General features: G+C 68.6%; 19 protein-coding genes. 11 read left to right on the top strand and 8 right to left on the bottom strand.

Going from position 1 to position 15,775, the window contains the following annotated elements:
• Window positions 1-126: 126 nt before the first annotated feature.
• A complete protein-coding gene (locus ABZV93_RS26200) occupies window positions 127-546 on the top strand; it encodes an SRPBCC domain-containing protein (protein WP_354941059.1) in 420 nt (139 codons plus the stop codon).
• A gap of 40 nt (window positions 547-586) precedes the next feature.
• Here ABZV93_RS26200 and ABZV93_RS26195 read toward each other — a convergent pair whose 3' ends face one another.
• Window positions 587-739, bottom strand: a complete 153-nt coding sequence (locus ABZV93_RS26195) for a hypothetical protein (RefSeq protein ID WP_354941056.1) — start codon at window positions 737-739, stop codon at window positions 587-589.
• Window positions 740-1,079: 340 nt separating this feature from the next.
• On the opposite strand from ABZV93_RS26195, the gene ABZV93_RS26190 reads away from it, so the two are divergent.
• From ABZV93_RS26190 to ABZV93_RS26170, 5 genes are all read left to right on the top strand, one after another.
• Entirely contained in the window at window positions 1,080-1,214 is a 135-nt protein-coding gene (locus ABZV93_RS26190) for a hypothetical protein (RefSeq protein WP_354941053.1), read from the top strand.
• 156 nt (window positions 1,215-1,370) lie between these two features.
• The gene (locus tag ABZV93_RS26185; RefSeq protein WP_354941050.1) at window positions 1,371-2,225 is read left to right on the top strand and encodes an inositol monophosphatase family protein; all 855 of its coding nucleotides are present in this window, start codon (window positions 1,371-1,373) and stop codon (window positions 2,223-2,225) included.
• Window positions 2,226-2,321: 96 nt separating this feature from the next.
• A complete protein-coding gene (locus ABZV93_RS26180; RefSeq protein WP_354941047.1) occupies window positions 2,322-3,050 on the top strand; it encodes an alpha/beta hydrolase in 729 nt (242 codons plus the stop codon).
• A 16-nt stretch (window positions 3,051-3,066) separates the two neighbouring features.
• Window positions 3,067-3,312: a DUF4287 domain-containing protein gene (locus ABZV93_RS26175; RefSeq protein ID WP_354941044.1), complete on the top strand. Its 246-nt coding sequence runs from the start codon at window positions 3,067-3,069 to the stop codon at window positions 3,310-3,312.
• Between the two features lie 196 nt (window positions 3,313-3,508).
• Window positions 3,509-4,252, top strand: a complete 744-nt coding sequence (locus tag ABZV93_RS26170) for a hypothetical protein (protein WP_354941041.1) — start codon at window positions 3,509-3,511, stop codon at window positions 4,250-4,252.
• Here ABZV93_RS26170 and ABZV93_RS26165 read toward each other — a convergent pair whose 3' ends face one another.
• On the bottom strand, window positions 4,253-4,393 hold the full coding sequence (locus tag ABZV93_RS26165) for a VOC family protein (RefSeq protein ID WP_354941038.1): 141 nt from the start codon (window positions 4,391-4,393) through the stop codon (window positions 4,253-4,255). It lies immediately after the preceding gene.
• A gap of 239 nt (window positions 4,394-4,632) precedes the next feature.
• Between ABZV93_RS26165 and rpmB the strand changes: the two genes are divergently transcribed.
• Complete coding sequence (gene rpmB, locus ABZV93_RS26160; RefSeq protein WP_354941035.1) at window positions 4,633-4,848, top strand: 50S ribosomal protein L28; 216 nt, start codon at window positions 4,633-4,635, stop codon at window positions 4,846-4,848.
• 569 nt (window positions 4,849-5,417) lie between these two features.
• The gene (dnaE, locus tag ABZV93_RS26155) at window positions 5,418-8,981 is read left to right on the top strand and encodes a DNA polymerase III subunit alpha (RefSeq protein ID WP_354941032.1); all 3,564 of its coding nucleotides are present in this window, start codon (window positions 5,418-5,420) and stop codon (window positions 8,979-8,981) included.
• A 14-nt stretch (window positions 8,982-8,995) separates the two neighbouring features.
• On the opposite strand, the gene ABZV93_RS26150 is transcribed toward dnaE, so the two are convergent.
• Entirely contained in the window at window positions 8,996-9,295 is a 300-nt protein-coding gene (locus tag ABZV93_RS26150) for a helix-turn-helix transcriptional regulator (RefSeq protein ID WP_354941029.1), read from the bottom strand.
• Window positions 9,222-9,554: a type II toxin-antitoxin system RelE/ParE family toxin gene (locus tag ABZV93_RS26145; protein ID WP_354941110.1), complete on the bottom strand. Its 333-nt coding sequence runs from the start codon at window positions 9,552-9,554 to the stop codon at window positions 9,222-9,224. The genes ABZV93_RS26150 and ABZV93_RS26145 overlap by 74 nt, the downstream gene beginning before the upstream one ends.
• 194 nt (window positions 9,555-9,748) lie before the next feature.
• Here ABZV93_RS26145 and ABZV93_RS26140 point away from each other — a divergent pair, with 194 nt between their 5' ends.
• Window positions 9,749-10,342 (top strand): GNAT family N-acetyltransferase, encoded by a 594-nt coding sequence (locus tag ABZV93_RS26140; RefSeq protein WP_354941026.1) that lies wholly within the window; start codon window positions 9,749-9,751, stop codon window positions 10,340-10,342.
• A gap of 73 nt (window positions 10,343-10,415) precedes the next feature.
• Here the strand turns inward: ABZV93_RS26140 and ABZV93_RS26135 are convergent, their stop codons facing one another.
• The 3 genes from ABZV93_RS26135 to ABZV93_RS26125 all read right to left on the bottom strand — a co-directional run bounded on the left by ABZV93_RS26135 (window position 10,416) and on the right by ABZV93_RS26125 (window position 13,471).
• Entirely contained in the window at window positions 10,416-11,624 is a 1,209-nt protein-coding gene (locus ABZV93_RS26135) for an SAM-dependent methyltransferase (RefSeq protein ID WP_354941024.1), read from the bottom strand.
• 114 nt (window positions 11,625-11,738) lie between these two features.
• Window positions 11,739-12,674 (bottom strand): DUF2332 domain-containing protein, encoded by a 936-nt coding sequence (locus ABZV93_RS26130; RefSeq protein WP_354941021.1) that lies wholly within the window; start codon window positions 12,672-12,674, stop codon window positions 11,739-11,741.
• A complete protein-coding gene (locus tag ABZV93_RS26125; protein WP_354941018.1) occupies window positions 12,671-13,471 on the bottom strand; it encodes a class I SAM-dependent methyltransferase in 801 nt (266 codons plus the stop codon). The genes ABZV93_RS26130 and ABZV93_RS26125 overlap by 4 nt, the downstream gene beginning before the upstream one ends.
• Before the next feature lie 108 nt (window positions 13,472-13,579).
• Here ABZV93_RS26125 and ABZV93_RS26120 point away from each other — a divergent pair, with 108 nt between their 5' ends.
• Window positions 13,580-14,548 (top strand): aminoglycoside phosphotransferase family protein, encoded by a 969-nt coding sequence (locus tag ABZV93_RS26120; protein WP_354941015.1) that lies wholly within the window; start codon window positions 13,580-13,582, stop codon window positions 14,546-14,548.
• Here ABZV93_RS26120 and ABZV93_RS26115 read toward each other — a convergent pair.
• On the bottom strand, window positions 14,545-15,093 hold the full coding sequence (locus ABZV93_RS26115) for a MarR family transcriptional regulator (RefSeq protein WP_354941013.1): 549 nt from the start codon (window positions 15,091-15,093) through the stop codon (window positions 14,545-14,547). The two genes, ABZV93_RS26120 and ABZV93_RS26115, sit on opposite strands and share 4 nt — an antisense overlap.
• Window positions 15,094-15,132: 39 nt before the next feature.
• Here ABZV93_RS26115 and ABZV93_RS26110 point away from each other — a divergent pair, with 39 nt between their 5' ends.
• Window positions 15,133-15,750 (top strand): disulfide bond formation protein DsbA, encoded by a 618-nt coding sequence (locus ABZV93_RS26110; protein WP_354941010.1) that lies wholly within the window; start codon window positions 15,133-15,135, stop codon window positions 15,748-15,750.
• Window positions 15,751-15,775 lie beyond the last annotated feature (25 nt).

The raw sequence follows: 15,775 nt of genomic DNA, 5'->3' as shown, positions 1-15,775 counted from the left end.
GGGAGCCGACCGTACGAGAAGAAGGCACCGCCGCGTCGCCGGCGGACCGGCGCCCAGAGCCGATTCGCCCAGGGCCGATGCGCACAAACCGATGCACACACACCGATGCACAGAAGGAGAGTCACGATGGCTGAGAACGGCTACACCTACACGCTCACCCGCACGCTCGACGCACCGGTCGCCAAGGTGTGGGAGGCGTGGACGAACCCCGAGCAGTACGCCCAGTGGGCGAACGCGGTTCCCGGCTCGGTCGAGATGCACGTCCGGCCCGGCGGCACCTGGAAGGCGACCATGGTCACACCGGGCGGTGAGTTCCCACTCGGGGGGACCTACCTCGAGGTCGCCGACAAGCGGCGCCTCGTCCTCGGCATGAACGTGCCCGGCCGGCCGGAGCCGGTGGCGATGTCGGCGGACTTCACCGACCTCGGTGAGCGTTCGGAGATCACGGTGTCCCAGACCAGCGACACCAAGGAGGAGCGCGACATGGCCGAACAGGGCAGCACCATGTTGCTCGACGGCCTGAGCAAGTTCGTCGCCAACTCCTGAGCGCCCTCGGCCCGGCCCAGGGGGTGGCCGCGGGCACGGACTAGACGGGGACGAGGGTGTAGTGGCCCTGCGCGTCCTCGAAGTACACGATCACGGCCCACTGGTCTCCGCTGATCGTTCCGTGGCAGACCGCGACCACGCCCTGGACCACCGAGGCGACGTCCGGGCACCGGCGTTCATCCGGGTTGGCCATCTCGGCCACCGGCTGCGATCAGGAGCCCCTCCCGCCCGCTTCGTGTTGCCGCCGTACGACGGCGGGTGCGATGCTTGGGCGGCGTACGACCTTGGGGGAACGCCATGAGCGGCTGGATGTGGATCCTGCTCATCTTCATCTGGCTCGGCGGCGCCAGCTGGATGGTCGAGACCACGCGCAAGGCGCTGAAGACGCGCCACAAGCGCCGGCTCGAACTCGAGCAGGAGACCACCCGCCGTACGCTCGCCAGCAGGCGGCCAACCAGCCGCCTCAGCCCATCTGCGGCTGCACCCACCACCTCGCCAAGCACGACCGGTCCACCGGGAAGTGCCACGAGGAGGTGCAGACCCCGGTCGCCTGGGACGCCGACCGCCTGCCGGTGAAGTACGAAGCGCGGCAGTGCAACTGCCAGCAGTACGTAGGTCCAGAGCCCCTCGGGACGATCTACGCACCGGAGATCGTCGACCCCGGCTGATCCGCGCGCCTCCCGCCCGGCCGGACGGCGCTACGAGAAACTGGGCCGGACCGGATCGCCGGCGAAGCGGGTCCACGCCGCTCGAGGCGCCTCGCGTAACCTCACCGGCGTCGGCGCACTCATCCGCGCCGTGCGAGCGATCGACAGGAGGCAGCAGTGGTCGGGGTGGACCTGGACGAACTCCTGCACGTCGCCCTCGGCGCCGCCGACATCAGCCGCCGAACGCTGCGCGGCGAGTCCGGTGTGTCCCTCACCTCGGTGACGCAGAAGAGCGACCGGGACTTCGCCTCCAACCTCGACTTCACGGTCGAACGCGAGCTTCGGGCGTACCTCCGCGAACGCACTCCGGAGTTCGGCTTCCTCGGCGAGGAGGAGGGTTCCGGGACGGCTGACGGCGGCCGACCGGACCTGTCCCCCACCGACCCAGGTGCCGACGATCGGCCGTTCTGGGCGCTGGACCCGGTGGACGGTACGTCCAACCTCATCCACGGCGTGCCCATGTGCGGGACGTCGCTGGGGCTGGTCCACCGCAGGCGCCCGGTCCTCGGCGTGGTCGACCTGCCGTTCCTGGACGAGCGCTACCACGCGGCGCGCGGGGGTGGTGCGTTCCTCAACGGCGAGCCCATCCACTGCGGTACGGCAACCAGCCTGGATCGCGCCTTCGTCGCGGTCGGCGACTTCGCCACGGGCGCGGCGGCCACGCGGCAGAACCCACTCCGGCTGGCGATGGTCGAAGGGCTCGCCCACCGGGTCGAACGCATCCGGATGCTCGGGTCGGCGGCCACCGACCTGGCGTGGACCGCCGCCGGTCGCCTGGACGCCTGCGTCCTGCTCAGCAACAAGCCGTGGGACATGGCGGCCGGGGTGATCATCGCCCGCGAGGCGGGTGCAGAGGTGGTCGACATCGACGGCAGCCCACACGACCTGGACTCCCTGCGGACCATCGCGGTGACGCCGGCCGTCCGGGACGAACTGCTGGGCCTCCTCGCGGCCGCGGGCGTCGATCACTGAACGACACTCGCCCTGGCCGGACCGATGAGTTCAGGCGCCGGCGTCGGTCTACCCCGGGACGACAACCGGCCGAGAGCGAGAGGTGGTCTGCCGAACATGGCGACCTTCGTGTTGGTCCACGGCGGTGGAGACGTCGGCTGGGCCTGGCATCTGGTGGAGGCCGAACTCCGTGCCCGCGGCCACGACACGGTCGCTCCCGACCTGCCGTGCGAGGACGAGTCCGCCGACCTCGACGCGTTCGCCGACGCAGTGGTCGCGGCGGCCGGCGGCCGGCGAGACGGAAGAGACCGAAAGGATCTGGTGGTGGTCGGCCACTCCTACGGCGGCTTCACCGCCCCACTCGTCGCCGACCGCCTCTCAGCGGATCTCCTGGTGCTGATGGCCGGGATGGTGCCCTCCCCCGGCGAGCCTCCCGGCGACTGGTGGAGCAACACGGGTTACTCCGAGGCGGCGGCGAAGCAAGCGGAGCTTGACGGCGGCCTCACCGGCAGCGACGACCCGTACGTCCTCTTCTACGGTGGGGTGCCACGCCCGCTTGCCGAGGAGGCGCTGGGGCGCGGGCGCAACGAGTCCCCCGCGGCGAGCCGGCAGCCGTGGCCGCTGGCGACCTGGCCCGACGTACCGACGAGGTTCGTGCTCTTCGGGGAGGACCGGCTGTTCCCCGCCGACTTCTTCCGCCGGCTGGTGCCCGAACGCCTGGGCATCACACCGGACGAGCTCCCCGGATGTCACTGCGCGATGCTCAGCCATCCCAAGGAACTGGCAGACGCCCTCGTCGACTACCTGAACACCTCGACGAAACACCGTCCCGCAACTACACGTTGACATCAGAGAACCACAAATGACCAGCAGCAGTCCTGCCAACCCGCCCGCGACGGTGAAGGGCCCGGCGTCGTACTTCCCGTCGATCGAGAAGAAGTACGGTCGGCCGATCGAGGAGTGGAAGGGCCTGATTCGTACGTCCGAGCTGACCAAGCACTCCGAACTCGTCACCTGGCTCAAGACCGAGCACGGGCTCGGCCACGGCCACGCGAACGCCCTGGTCGCGCACACCCTGCAGGAGGACCGCGCCGCGTCCGGCGCGTGACGTGACGAACCGCTGTCGGCGCAGACCATGACGGCAGCGTCAAACAGCGGTTTCCTCCGTAAAACAAGCGTGAAAGCCGCACCGGATCGTGGTGATCGGCGGCGTTTCCAGGTGTTGTGAACGACTACAGTGACCTCGCCGGAAGCGCCGCCGAACGATCAGGCTCAGACGCGCTTCGTCTTCAGGGGGAACTCACATGATGCGCAAACGCGCTGCTGCCATGCTCGCCGCCGCCGCGGCCACCGTCGGGATCGCCGGGCTGTCCGCTCCGGCGGCCAACGCATCGGTCTACGGCGACACCGAGATCACCGGCGTGACGGTGAACGGCGGGAAGAGCGTCGTCATCGGTACGACGTACGCCAAGACCTTCAAGGTCACCGTTCGCGGCCGCGACGACTCCGGACTGGCGTCTGTCGACACCGACCTGACCGGACCGGCCGGGTACTTCTTCAAGGACGGCACTCGCTGCCAGAGCGCCACCTCGTGCACAGCCAGCTACACCATCGACCCCCGAGTGGACCTGTACAACGAGAACGCGGGCACGTGGTACGTCGGCGCTTGGCTGGACGCCAACGACGGCGACTTCGCGTACGACGAGCGGATCGGACACTTCTCGTTGAAGCGGGCCGCCAACCTCACCGTCAACGCCTCGCCCGAGCCGGTGAAGAAGGGCGCACCCATCACCGTCAGCGGCACCCTCAAGCGGGCCAACTGGGACACCCACCACTACGCCGGCTACACCAAGCAGACCGTGGCGCTGCAGTTCCGCAAGAGTGGCACCACGACGTACAAGACGGTCAAGACCGTGATCAGCGGAACCGGCGGCGGTCTGTGGACCAGGGTCACCGCCTCCGCCGACGGCACCTGGCGTTGGTACTTCCCGGGAACTGCCACCACCGGCGCGGTCACCGTGGCCGGCGACTACGTGGACGTCCGGTAGTCAGCTCAGGGGGCCGGTGACGTACAACCCGTTGCCGTCGGGGTCGCGGAACCCCGCCTCCCGTACGCCCCACGGCGCGTCGGCCGGCTCGATGGTGATCTCGCAGCCGGCCGTGCGCACCTGGTCGATCAGTGCGTTCACCAGAGCACAGTCTCGCGTCAGGTCGCCGCCCTGCGAGAGGCGGGACTGGTGGACGTCGACGACCAACGGCAGATCGCGGTCAACCGCGCACCGGTGCGCCAGGTGTGCCAGACCCTCCTCGATGCGCTCGAGTAATTCCGTTGCTCGAGAAATGATGCCTGGCTACGCTCGCCGAATCGCGTGCTGATGTTCGTCACAACGCGACATCGAATTCAGGCGACCCATTCAGGAGATCCGCCATGGCTGGTGTGTGCGATATCTGTGACAAGCGCCCAGCGTTCGGAAACAAGGTTGCCCGGCTGGGACACCGCGCGTTGAAGCGGAAGGTCAAGGGTCGTTCTCGCCGGCAGTTCAAGCCCAACATCCAGACCGTGCACGCTTTGGTCGACGGCAAGCCCAAGCGGCTGAACGTCTGCACTTCCTGCATCAAGGCCGGCAAGGTAGAACGCCGCTGAACGTCTGCGACCGCCCTGCACCTTCGAATTCCGCCGAGGTTCGACATGTACTGATTCCGGCAACTCAGTTCAGGTGACTCTCACCAGAACGGGAAGACAGTTCGATGACCTCTTCCTGATTTCCGAGGATCGCCATCTGGAGTTGGTTCAGTGTGGTGTGCGCCCAGTACCTCGAGCATTTACCGCACTGGAGCTGCTGCGCAGGCACTCCAGGATCTCCGAGCGCTCTCCGAGAAGCCTGCGCAGCAGCTCGTGCCGGTTCCCGGGGTACTTCAGCCGCACCACTGGAGTACCGCATATCCGGTGCGCTCCAGATGCACCTGCGTCCGGTAGCCCGGTAGCCCGGTCGCCTCCATCGCCCAGTCCGTCGAGTCAGATCCTCGGAGGACAACACGACCCTCACCGACAAGGCCAGCCAGTGCCGGAAAGCCTAGGACCTTGAGGTGTGGCCGGGACCGGTTCGTGATCGTCTCAGCCCTCAGGAAGACGGAGTGTCCGGGACGTCGGATCCCCCACACGGGCGTAACCTCGTCGGCCTTGCGAGGTTGGTGTCCGGCTGAGGGGAGCCCATGCCCGGTTCGAGAAACGGCGACTTCGTGCACCTGCACGTCCACTCCGAGTACTCCATGCTCGACGGTGCCGCCCGCGTCGGTGACCTGTTCGCGGCCTGCGAGCAGGAGCAGATGCGGGCGGTGGCGCTCACCGACCACGGCTACCTCTTCGGTGCGTACGAGTTCTACAAGGTCGCCCAGCGCACCGCGGTCAAACCGATCGTGGGCCTGGAGGCCTACCTGACTCCGAAAACTCACCGCGGCGACCGCACCCGGGTGCGATGGGGCGACGCCGGCGGCAAGGGCGGCGACGACGTGTCCGGCGGCGGTGCGTACACCCACCTCACCCTGCTGGCCGAGAACAACCAGGGCATGCACAACCTGTTCCGGCTCGGGTCGCGGGCAGCGATCGAGGGCTTCTTCTACAAGCCGCGAATGGACCGGGAACTCCTGCGCACCTACGCCAGGGGACTCATCGCGACGACCGGATGCCCGTCGGGTGAGGTGCAGACGTACCTTCGTCTCGGGCAGTACGACCAGGCGCGGGCGTCCGCGGCGGAGTTCCGCGACATCTTCGGCACCGGCAACTACTACGTCGAGCTCATGGACCACGGCCTGCCGATCGAGCGGCGCGTACGCGCGGACCTGTTGCGGCTGGCGAAGGATCTCGCCCTGCCCCTGGTCGCGACCAACGACCTGCACTATGTCCGGCGCGAGGACGCCACAGCGCACGAGGTGTTGCTGTGCGTCCAGTCCGCTTCGACGCTGGCCGACCCGAAGCGGTTCAGGCTCGAGGGCGACGGTTACTACCTGAAGTCGGCGGCGGAGATGCGGGAGTTGTTCCGCGACCTGCCGGAGGCCTGCGACGCGACGCTGGACATCGCCGAGCGGTGCGAGATCTCCTTCGTCGAGGGCGAGGGCCGGTACATGCCGCGGTTCCCGTGCCCGGCGGGCGAGGACGAGACGTCGTGGTTCCTCAAGGAGGTCGGCGCCGGTCTGCGGCGCCGATATCCGGCCGGCATCCCGGACGACGTGCGTGCGCGCGCCGACTTCGAGGCCGAGGTGATCATCGGCAAGGGTTACCCGGGGTACTTCCTGGTCGTCGCCGACTTCATCACGTGGGCCACCGACGGCGGCATCCGCAGCGTCGTGCGCGGGTCGGGCGCGGGGTCGATGTGCGCGTACGCGATGCGGATCACCGACCTGGATCCGCTCGAACACGGGCTGATCTTCGAGCGCTTCCTCAACCCCGAGCGGAAGTCGATGCCGGACTTCGACGTCGACTTCGACGAGCGCCGCCGAGGCGAGGTCATCCGCTACGTCACCGAGAAGTACGGCGACGACCGCGTCTGCCAGATCGTCACGTACGGAACGATCAAGGCCAAGCAGGCGGTCAAGGACGCCAGCCGCGTACTTGGCCATCCCTTCGCGACCGGTGATCGGATCACCAAGGCCATGCCGCCACCGGTGATGGGCAAGGACGTCCCGCTCAAGCAGCTCTTCGACCCGTCGCACAGCCGCTACGGCGAGGGTGGCGAGTTCCGCGCGCTGTGCGAGTCCGACGCCGAGGTCGCGACCGTCGTCGAGAAGGCGACCGGGATCGAGGGGCTCAAACGCCAGTGGGGCATGCACGCTGCCGGCGTCATCATGTCGTCGGACCCGCTGATCGACATCGTTCCGCTGATGAAGCGGGAGCAGAACGGCGCGATCCTCACGCAGTTCGACTACCCGGCGTGTGAGTCTCTCGGCCTGGTCAAGATGGACTTCCTCGGGCTGCGCAACCTCGCCGTACTCGGTGACGCGATCGCCAACGTCAAGCTCGCCCGTGGGGTGGACGTCGACCTGGAGTCGCTCGGGAAGTCGCGCGACGACAAGAAGACGTATGAACTACTGGCGCGCGGTGACACCCTCGGGGTGTTCCAGCTCGACGGCGGGCCGATGCGCGCGCTGCTGAAGCTGATGAAGCCGGACCGGTTCGAGGACATCGCGGCCACCATCGCGCTCTACCGGCCCGGTCCGATGGGCGCGAACTCCCACATCAACTACGCCCAGCGCAAGAACGGGCACCAGGAGACCAGCTACCTGCACCCGGAGCTGGCCGGCGCGCTCGAACCCATCCTCGGTGAGACGTACGGCCTGATCATCTACCAGGAGCAGGTGCTGGAGATCGCCCGCCAGCTCGCCGGCTACAGCCTGGGCAACGCCGACCTGCTGCGCAAGGCGATGGGCAAGAAGAAGAAGGAGGTGCTGGACGCGGAGTTCGTCAACTTCGAACGCGGCATGCTCTCCCGCGGATTCTCCGCCCAGGCCGTCACCGCACTGTGGGACGTGCTCGTGCCGTTCTCCGACTACGCGTTCAACAAAGCACACTCCGCGGCGTACGGGCTGGTGGCGTACTGGGCGGCCTATCTCAAGGCCCACTACCCCGCGGAGTACATGGCCGCCGTCCTCACCTCGGTCGGCGATGTAAAGGACAGGTTGGCGCTCTACCTCGGTGAGTGCCGGCACATGGGGATCACCGTGCTGCCACCCGACGTCAACGAGTCCGAGGCGACGTTCACCCCGGTCGGTGAGGACGTCAGGTTCGGGTTGACAGCCGTACGCAACGTCGGCGCCAACGTGGTCGAGGCGATCGTCACCGCGCGAGGCGAGAAGGGGAGGTTCGCCGACTTCGCCGACTTCCTTGCCAAGGTCCCCCTGCCCGTGTGCAACAAGCGGGTCGTGGAGTCACTGGTCAAAGCAGGCGCGTTCGACTCGCTGGGTCACCGCAGGCGTGCGTTGACAGCCTGCCATGAGGAGGCGATCGACCACTTCGTACGAGAGAAGCGCGCCGAGGCGGTGGGTCAGCACTCGTTGTTCGGTTCCTTCGACGCCGACGACGGCGGTGACGGCGGCGTCGAACTCGGGATGCCGTTCGCGATCCCCGACGTCGCGGAGTGGGACAAGCGGGTTCTGCTCGCCAACGAACGCGACATGCTCGGGCTCTACGTGTCCGACCATCCGCTGAACGGCCTCGAACACGGCCTGGCGAAGTTGTGCGACACCGCGGTTGCCCCGCTGCTGGCCGACGACGAACGCCCCGACGGCGCGAACGTCACCATCGCCGGCCTGGTCACGGCGATCCAGCGCAAGATCACCAGGCGCGGCGACGCGTGGGCCGTCGTCCGCGTCGAGGATCTCACCGCCGGGATCGACGTCCTGCTCTTTCCGTCGACGTATCAACAGGTCGGCGCCAACCTGGCCGAGGACAGCCTGGCCGTCGTCTCCGGCCGGCTCGACCGGCGGGAGGACACCCCGCAACTCATCGCCACCGACCTGTCCCAGCCCGACCCGAGCACCCTGGCGACCAGCGCCGGTCCCCTGGCGATCACGCTGACCCGGGAGCGGTGCACGCCGCCCGTGGTGGACCGGCTGAAGGAGATCTTCGCAGCGCACCACGGCTCCGTGCGGGTCCACCTACACCTACGGGCCGTCGACCGGACGCTCGTCCTCCGCCTGGAGGACCGCTGGCAGGTCACACCCAGCCCCTCGCTGGTCGGTGACCTCAAGGCGTTGCTCGGCCCCGGATGCCTGCGCCCCTGAGTCGGTGCCGTCGATCAGGCTGCACTGGAGCGGGGCTGGAAACTCACCGCAAGTTCGAGATCCAACGCGTGTGCGATCCGCTCGAGGATGGGCAGTGTCGGCACCGTGCCACCCGCCTCGAACCGTGCAACAGCGGACTGGGTCAATCCCGCAGACTCCGCAAGCTCGCGCTGTGTCCAGCCGCGCTGCTCCCGCAACTGTCGTACAGCGGCACCAAGCTCGAAAGCCAGGCGCGTTGCCTCATAAGCTTCGCTGGCGCCTGGCTCCGCCATCCGCCGCTCTCGGATCTCTCTCCAGCTGCTTCGTCCACTCACCGCACACCCTCCTCGTCCTCGACCGTATGCCCCCGGTCGATACACTGGGCCAAAGCGCGCCGCGCCCGCTCGATCTCACGATCCTCGTTTGTGTCTTACGGAACACGGTCAGCAGGATGATTCTCCGCCCCGGAGAGATCCAGTACGTGATCCGCATCTGGTCCCGATCAAGATAGAACCGCAATTCACGTAGCTTGCCGTCCAGCTGGCGCGTGTAGGGCTCGTCCAGCTGCACCCCCTGCTCCTCGAGTAGGTCCACGTAGAACGTCGCCCGTGAGAACTGGGCGCTCGACAGCGCTTCCAACCACTCGCGTACCTCTGGTTCCAGCTCAACACTACCCAGGTCATAGCATCGATGCTATACGCCCCATTCGGTCACACACGGACATGATCCTTCGACTCGCCGACGGAAAGATGTTGCGTTGACCATGGTCGAACGCGATCGTGGCGGTGGTGGACATCCTCGCGTCGACCGAGCGCCTGGTGCTGCGGCGGTTGGAACCGTCGGACGCGGACAACCTCTGGAGGCTGTACGGCGACCCGGCGGGCATGGGCCACATCAGCCTGCCGACGATCCCGCGTTCCGAACTCGACGACCAGGTGCTTCCGGAACTCCTCGCCGAGTACGACGAATGTCCCGGCTTCGGGCACTGGGCGGCAGAGACGAGAACGGACAGGGAGTTCGTCGGCTGGTTCGGCCTCCATCCCGCGGTCCCGGCCGACGACGGGCTGTGGACGCTCGGGACACTCGAGGACGCCTCGGCCATAGTCTCGCTCGGATATCGGCTGCGGCGGGCGGCCTGGGGCCGCGGCTTCGCTACCGAGGGCGCCCGCGCGCTGGTGCAGCGGGCGTTCGCCGAAGTGGGTACGGCGGAGATCCGCGCCACGACCATGGCCGTCAACACCGGCTCGCGAAGGGTGCTGGAGAAGCTCGGGTTCGAGCACATCCGTACGCTCCACCTGGACTGGCCCGATCCACTTGAAGGCAACGAGCACGGCGACGTGGTGTATCGCCTGCGTCGATGTGACTGGCCGACACGTACGTAACTCAGGCCGAAAATCCCGGTGGATGGAGGACCGCCTGCAGCAGGTATGGAACGCCTAGCGCCGGCGTGCGCCGTCAGCCGTCCAGCAGGCGTGCGAGGGCGGGGCGGACGTTCCACTGCTTGGTCATGTCGGTGTACTCCTCGCCGATGTTCTCACCCGCCTCCGCTCCGGTACGTGTGGCGCGCAACATGATGTTGCGGGGCGTGTGCTCGCTGCCGACGAACTGGATCGTCTCCACGCGGTAACCATGCCGGCGCAGGATCGAGGCGCGCAGCGCGTCGGTCAGCACGTCCGCGAAGCGCTCGCGCAGAATGCCGTGCCTGGTGATGATTGCGTACGGCTCGGGCGTCTCGACCTGGCTCAGCTGGACCTGGATGTCGTGGTGGCAGCAGGGTGCGGCGAGGATCAGCGGCGCCTCCCATCGCACCGCCCGGGCCAGCGCGTCGTCGGTCGCGGTGTCGCACGCGTGCAGGGACAGAACGAGATCGGGAGCGTCGTCGAGTTCGGCGGAGGCGATGCTGGAAGCCGCGAAGGTCAGCTGATGCCCGAAGCCCAACTCCGTTGCCAGCTTGGTGTTCCGGTCGCGCGCCTGTGTGCGTAGGTCGATCCCGGTCATCCGCAAGGCGAGCTTGCGGACGTTCGCGAGATAGCTCGCGGCGGCGAAGGTCAGGTAGGCGTTGCCGCAACCGAGGTCGACGACGCGCAGCGGACGCTCGTCGGTCGGCCGCGGCACGAGCCCCGTCTCCAGCGCCCGGTCGAGCGCGGGCTCGAGCACCCGGAGGAACTCGTCGACCTGGCGGTACTTTGCCTGCCGGGTGGGCTTGATCCTGCCCTGGTGGTCGGCGATACCAACCGCCCTGAGCACCGGGTCGTCCGCCGGCAGCAGTCGCGGCTTCTCCCGGTCGTGCTCGCGGCTGACCGGCTGCTCGTCCACGCGGGGGCGAACGTGCACCTGCGCCTCGCCCTTCTTGGTGACCCGAAGCTGCAGCGTCTCGTCCACGGAGTCGAGATGCCAGTTGCCGAACGCCGTCGCAAGCAGGCCGTCGACGGCCTCCTCCGCCTCCGGCCCGGGAGAGGCGTTGCGGGTGTGGGCCTGGCGTTCGTCGTACGTCGTGATCTGCAGTACCCGCCCTGCCCGGACGTCGACATACCTCAGCTCGGCCCGGCGCCAGGGGGTCTCGTGCCCGCGGCGCCGACCGGCGGCCACGGCACGGACGAGCCGCTCGGGGTCCAGTAGTTCCTCGCGTACGCGGGCGAGCGCCTGCGACAGGGGTTCGGGCATGGCCCCAAGGGTGTCACGAACGCTCCGCCACCGACCGCGACCGGTCCGGCGGGCACCATGGGTAGTCGAGCGGTCGCTCGGCGAACTGCCGGGGGCTACCAGAAGCTACGCGAGCTACGCGAACCAGTGCAGGGCCTGACCGTGGCCCTTCGTCCAGGCGAGCGGCCTGCCGTCGAGGGCGAGCACGTTGTGGTGGGCGCTGTCGGGCGGCTCGGGCAGATCGTCGTACGGCAGAACGTCGGGGGCCTCGTTGGAGATCCAGTGCCCGGGCAGCCCCTCGACCAGGTCCCCGAACGCCGCTCGCCGGGGCGCCGGCACCTGGTACAGCACCGAAGTGTGGAACACCACCAGCGTCGCGTCGGCCGGCGCCTGCGCCACCAGGGCCGGTAGGCCGTCCACCAGGTCCCCGCGTACCAGCACTGGTGGGTCGGCCGCGGCGACGGCCGACGCTGCCCGCAGCCGGGCACGGCGGTGTGCATGCTCGGGCCAGATGAGCGCGTCGAGCCACGCGACGTCCGCGGGGTCAGTGACGTCGAGCGGGTTGAGGTCGAGCCCACCCCGCCAGACGACCTCGGGCAGCGTGAGCGGCGGAAGCGCCCCGGTGGCCTCGCAGCCCAGCACAGGTTCGCCGGTCCCGATCACCCGGTCGCCGTAGCGGTAGGCATACCGGTCGGGATACAGGCACAGTCCGGCGGAAGCGCCAACTTCCAGCAGGGCAAGCGGTTTCGGCAGTGAGGCGAGCACCGGCAACAGGACAGCGCACCGGCCGGCCTCGTTGGTCTGCGTGGCGCGGACGCGCATCTGCGCCTCGATCCGCGGCCAGTTCGCCGTGGTGTAGTTGTGGAACTCGGCCGGGTCCTCCACCGGACCGCCGAGGAAGCGTACGACGCCGAAGAGCAGGTTCGGCTGCCGTTTCGGCGCCGGAAGCTCATCCAGCAGGGCGAGCACCTCGTCGTCGCCGGAGACCGCAAGCGACAGGCGTTCGTACGCGGGGGAAACCCCACGCGCCTCACGTGCGGCGAAGTCGGCGTACTTCTGCGCGGTCGTCATGGCAACCGGCGGCCGACGGTGAGCAGGGCAACGAAACCGACCGTCAGCCGAGGCCGGCCGAGTGACTCCAACCGGCGCCGGACCCGAGCGAGGAAGTCCGCGCTCCCCGCCTCACCGAGCGCGTGCGTGCCGGACTGGGTGGCCAGGTTGGCGAGGTAGTCCTCGGCGGCATACGGCACCTCGAAGGGGTAACGCCTGCTCGCCACCTCCTCAAAGAGGGTGCCGGCCTCCGCGGGAAGGTGCATCGGGCCCACCTGGCCGGGCGCGGGCGGCGGGTCGCCCTCGTACCCCACCGCCCGGTAGTCCTCCTGCACCTGCGTCCAGAAGCCGTCGGCGTCCGCGGGCTGCACCCGCACACATCCGGCCACCGCCAGGCAACCTCCGGGACGAAGCAGGCGACGGGGTTTGGCGTACCGGAGCTCGGGATCGACCCAGTGCAGGGAGTTGACCGCCACGACCGCGTCCACCGGCGATTCGGCGCGCGCGGGCTGCCAGTCCTCGAACGAGGACGTCACCACCTCCGAGGTGGGGAACCCGGCCAGCCGGGAGCGGGCGAGGGCCGCGAGCTCGGCACCCAACTCCACAGCTATGACCGCCAGCCCGCGCTCGGCCAGCGGCACGGTCGCCTGCCCCGTGCCACAACCGATCTCGACCACCCGGTCCCCGGGTCCGAGACCGGCAACCTCGACCAAGTCGTCGAACAGCCGAGGAGGGCAGACCGGCCGTGTCCGCTCGTAGTCCCGCGCCGACCGGTCGAACCCGGCACGCAGCCCTTGTCGTCTCGGATCGTCGTCCACGAATCACCTCGGGGAGGGAGGGTGCGACCCATGATCGTACCGTCCGGAAACCGTTTCCTAGGATGAACACGCACTGTCAACTTCGGCGGAACGTCGAAGGGAGCGCGGATGTCCGGGGACGACGACGTTAGGGAATCGTTCACCGCCCAGGTGGATGCGATCGCGGTCCACTACGGGATCCCGCGCAGCGAGGTCTCCCCCGTGCCTGAGCAGGGACAGGTCAACCTCACCGTCTTCCTGGGAGACGACCTCGTTCTCCGTCTTCCCCGCAAGCAGGCGTTCGAGGTCCGGCTCGCCAAGGAGGCGGCCGTGATCCCTGTCGCGCGACGGGCCGGCGTGCCCACGGCGGCCTTGGTTCGCTACGACGCGAGCCGCGCGGTGGTGGACATGCCGTACATGATCCTGGAACGCCTGCACGGACACACGCTCGGCGAGTGTGGATACCAACCCGAGGCAAGCGGACGGGCGCACGCGTCACTCGGCGAGCTGCTCGCGGTTCTGCACGAGGTGACGATGAAGGGCGCCGGCCCGATCGCCGGGGTCGAGCAGCGGCCAGCGTTGCTGCCGGGCCCACTGGTCGAGTGGCTGATCGACGCCGGTGAGCTCGGGCGGGCACAGGGGCGGTGGTTGCTGGACTGGCTCGCCTTCCTGGAAAGCCGGGGGGCCGGCGCGTACGAACCGGTGCTGGTACACGGCGACGTCAGTCCCTCCAACCTGTTCGTCGACGAGCACGGCGAGGTCAGCGCGCTCATCGACTGGGGATCGGCCCACTGGGGCGAGCCGCTGCGCGACCTTGTGGACCTTCCGATCCGGGCGCTCCCGAACCTCCTCGCCGGCTACCGTTCGGCCGGCCGGTCCGCCCGAACCGTCGGTCACGTAGGCGATGGCGGCGCGTCATTGGAAGCCGGTGCCCTGCGGTGGCACCTCCTGATGGCACTGGCCAAGCTTCACAAGGGTCCCTCGACGTCGGAGAGGCGCAACTGGTCCGCCCCGAAACAGGCGAGGTTCCTCGAGATCCTCAGATTCGTCGCGAGCAACCCGCCGAGCCCGTGGCCGCAGCTTGTCCTGCCGGCCTAGCGAGAGTGCAGCGCCGCGTCCGGCACCGACTCGACCGACGCCAGCAACTTGCCGAGCAGTGCCCCGAGCTGGCGTTGTTCGCCGTCATCGAGCCCTGCGAGGATGGCCGCCTCGTTGGCCATATGGGCACGGATCAACTTGTCCGTGAGCCGCCGTCCGGCCCGGGTGAGGGTCACCACCCGCCCTCGAGCGTCCTCGGGCGCACGAGCTCGGGTCACCAGCCCGGCGTCCACGAGCCGGTCGATCCGCTTCGTCACCGCTCCCGGGGTGACCAACATCGCCTGGGCAAGCTCGTTGTTCGACAGGGCGTGCGGTGGTTCGCTTCGGCGTAGCGCGGCAAGCGCGTCGAAGTCGCCGGACGCCAGCCCGGCGGCAGCGAACGGCGACCGAAGAATCGGGTCGCACACCGCTGCCAGGCGCTGGATCCGCCCCAGGACCAGCATCGGCGACGGGTCCAGGTCCGGCATCCGCGCTTGCCACTGATCGACGATCACACGCACCGCGTCCCGCTCGGCGGGGGTGCTCTTCTCGACTCGTCCAGCCACCTTGACAGCATACTTTCCCCGTCAACTATTGTAGTTTCCGTGGAAACTAACACCGCTCCCTCAACTGTCACGGTCTATCTGGACCCGACCTGTCCGTTCGCGTGGATCACCAGCCGCTGGCTCGCCGAGGTCGAGCTACAGGCCGGTCTGGACGTACGACGCGAGCTGATGAGTCTGTCGGTGGTGAACGAGAACCGAGAGCTCGACGGGTGGTACCGCGACTACAACGATCGCGCCTGGCGGCCCGCGCGGGTCGCCGCAGCCCTGCTCGCCTCCCCGCACGCGGAGCAGTGGACGGACTTCTACGAGAGGTTCGGGCAGCGACGACACGTCGGAGGACTTCGCGACGACCAGCAGAACACCGCGCTCACGCTGGACGAACTGAGCCTCCCAGCCGGTCTGGCTGCCGCGGCCGAGGACCCGTCCTGGGACGCGGACCTGCGCACCCGCACCAAGGCAGCCACCGCACCCCTGGCCGACGACGGCGGGACCCCGATCCTGCACATCGAAGGCCGCGGATTCTTCGGGCCGGTGCTCACGGCAGTGCCCCGCGGGGAGGCTGCCCTCCGGCTGTGGCACGCGGTGTGGACCCTCGCGACCACACCATCGTTCAGTGAGCTCAAAGGTGCCCGCGACGAGCGCCTGCAGACCGACTGAGAACACCCGCGACGATCGGCACGCC

This window comes from Actinopolymorpha sp. NPDC004070 (assembly GCF_040610475.1).
Taxonomy (GTDB): Bacteria; Actinomycetota; Actinomycetes; order Propionibacteriales; family Actinopolymorphaceae; genus Actinopolymorpha.
Note: the sequence above shows the minus strand (reverse complement) of the source record. Positions and strands in the feature narration are given on the sequence as shown.

What these genes read in the sequence shown, in the direction of transcription:
- dnaE (WP_354941032.1), top strand. Translation starts at nt 5,418, where the DNA reads ATGCCCGGTTCGAGAAACGGCGACTTCGTGCACCTGCACGTCCACTCC.
- ABZV93_RS26170 (WP_354941041.1), top strand. Translation starts at nt 3,509, where the DNA reads ATGATGCGCAAACGCGCTGCTGCCATGCTCGCCGCCGCCGCGGCCACC.
- ABZV93_RS26130 (WP_354941021.1), bottom strand. Translation starts at nt 12,674, where the DNA reads ATGACGACCGCGCAGAAGTACGCCGACTTCGCCGCACGTGAGGCGCGT.
- ABZV93_RS26175 (WP_354941044.1), top strand. Translation starts at nt 3,067, where the DNA reads ATGACCAGCAGCAGTCCTGCCAACCCGCCCGCGACGGTGAAGGGCCCG.
- ABZV93_RS26135 (WP_354941024.1), bottom strand. Translation starts at nt 11,624, where the DNA reads ATGCCCGAACCCCTGTCGCAGGCGCTCGCCCGCGTACGCGAGGAACTA.
- ABZV93_RS26195 (WP_354941056.1), bottom strand. Translation starts at nt 739, where the DNA reads ATGGCCAACCCGGATGAACGCCGGTGCCCGGACGTCGCCTCGGTGGTC.
- ABZV93_RS26120 (WP_354941015.1), top strand. Translation starts at nt 13,580, where the DNA reads ATGTCCGGGGACGACGACGTTAGGGAATCGTTCACCGCCCAGGTGGAT.
- rpmB (WP_354941035.1), top strand. Translation starts at nt 4,633, where the DNA reads ATGGCTGGTGTGTGCGATATCTGTGACAAGCGCCCAGCGTTCGGAAAC.
- ABZV93_RS26200 (WP_354941059.1), top strand. Translation starts at nt 127, where the DNA reads ATGGCTGAGAACGGCTACACCTACACGCTCACCCGCACGCTCGACGCA.
- ABZV93_RS26180 (WP_354941047.1), top strand. Translation starts at nt 2,322, where the DNA reads ATGGCGACCTTCGTGTTGGTCCACGGCGGTGGAGACGTCGGCTGGGCC.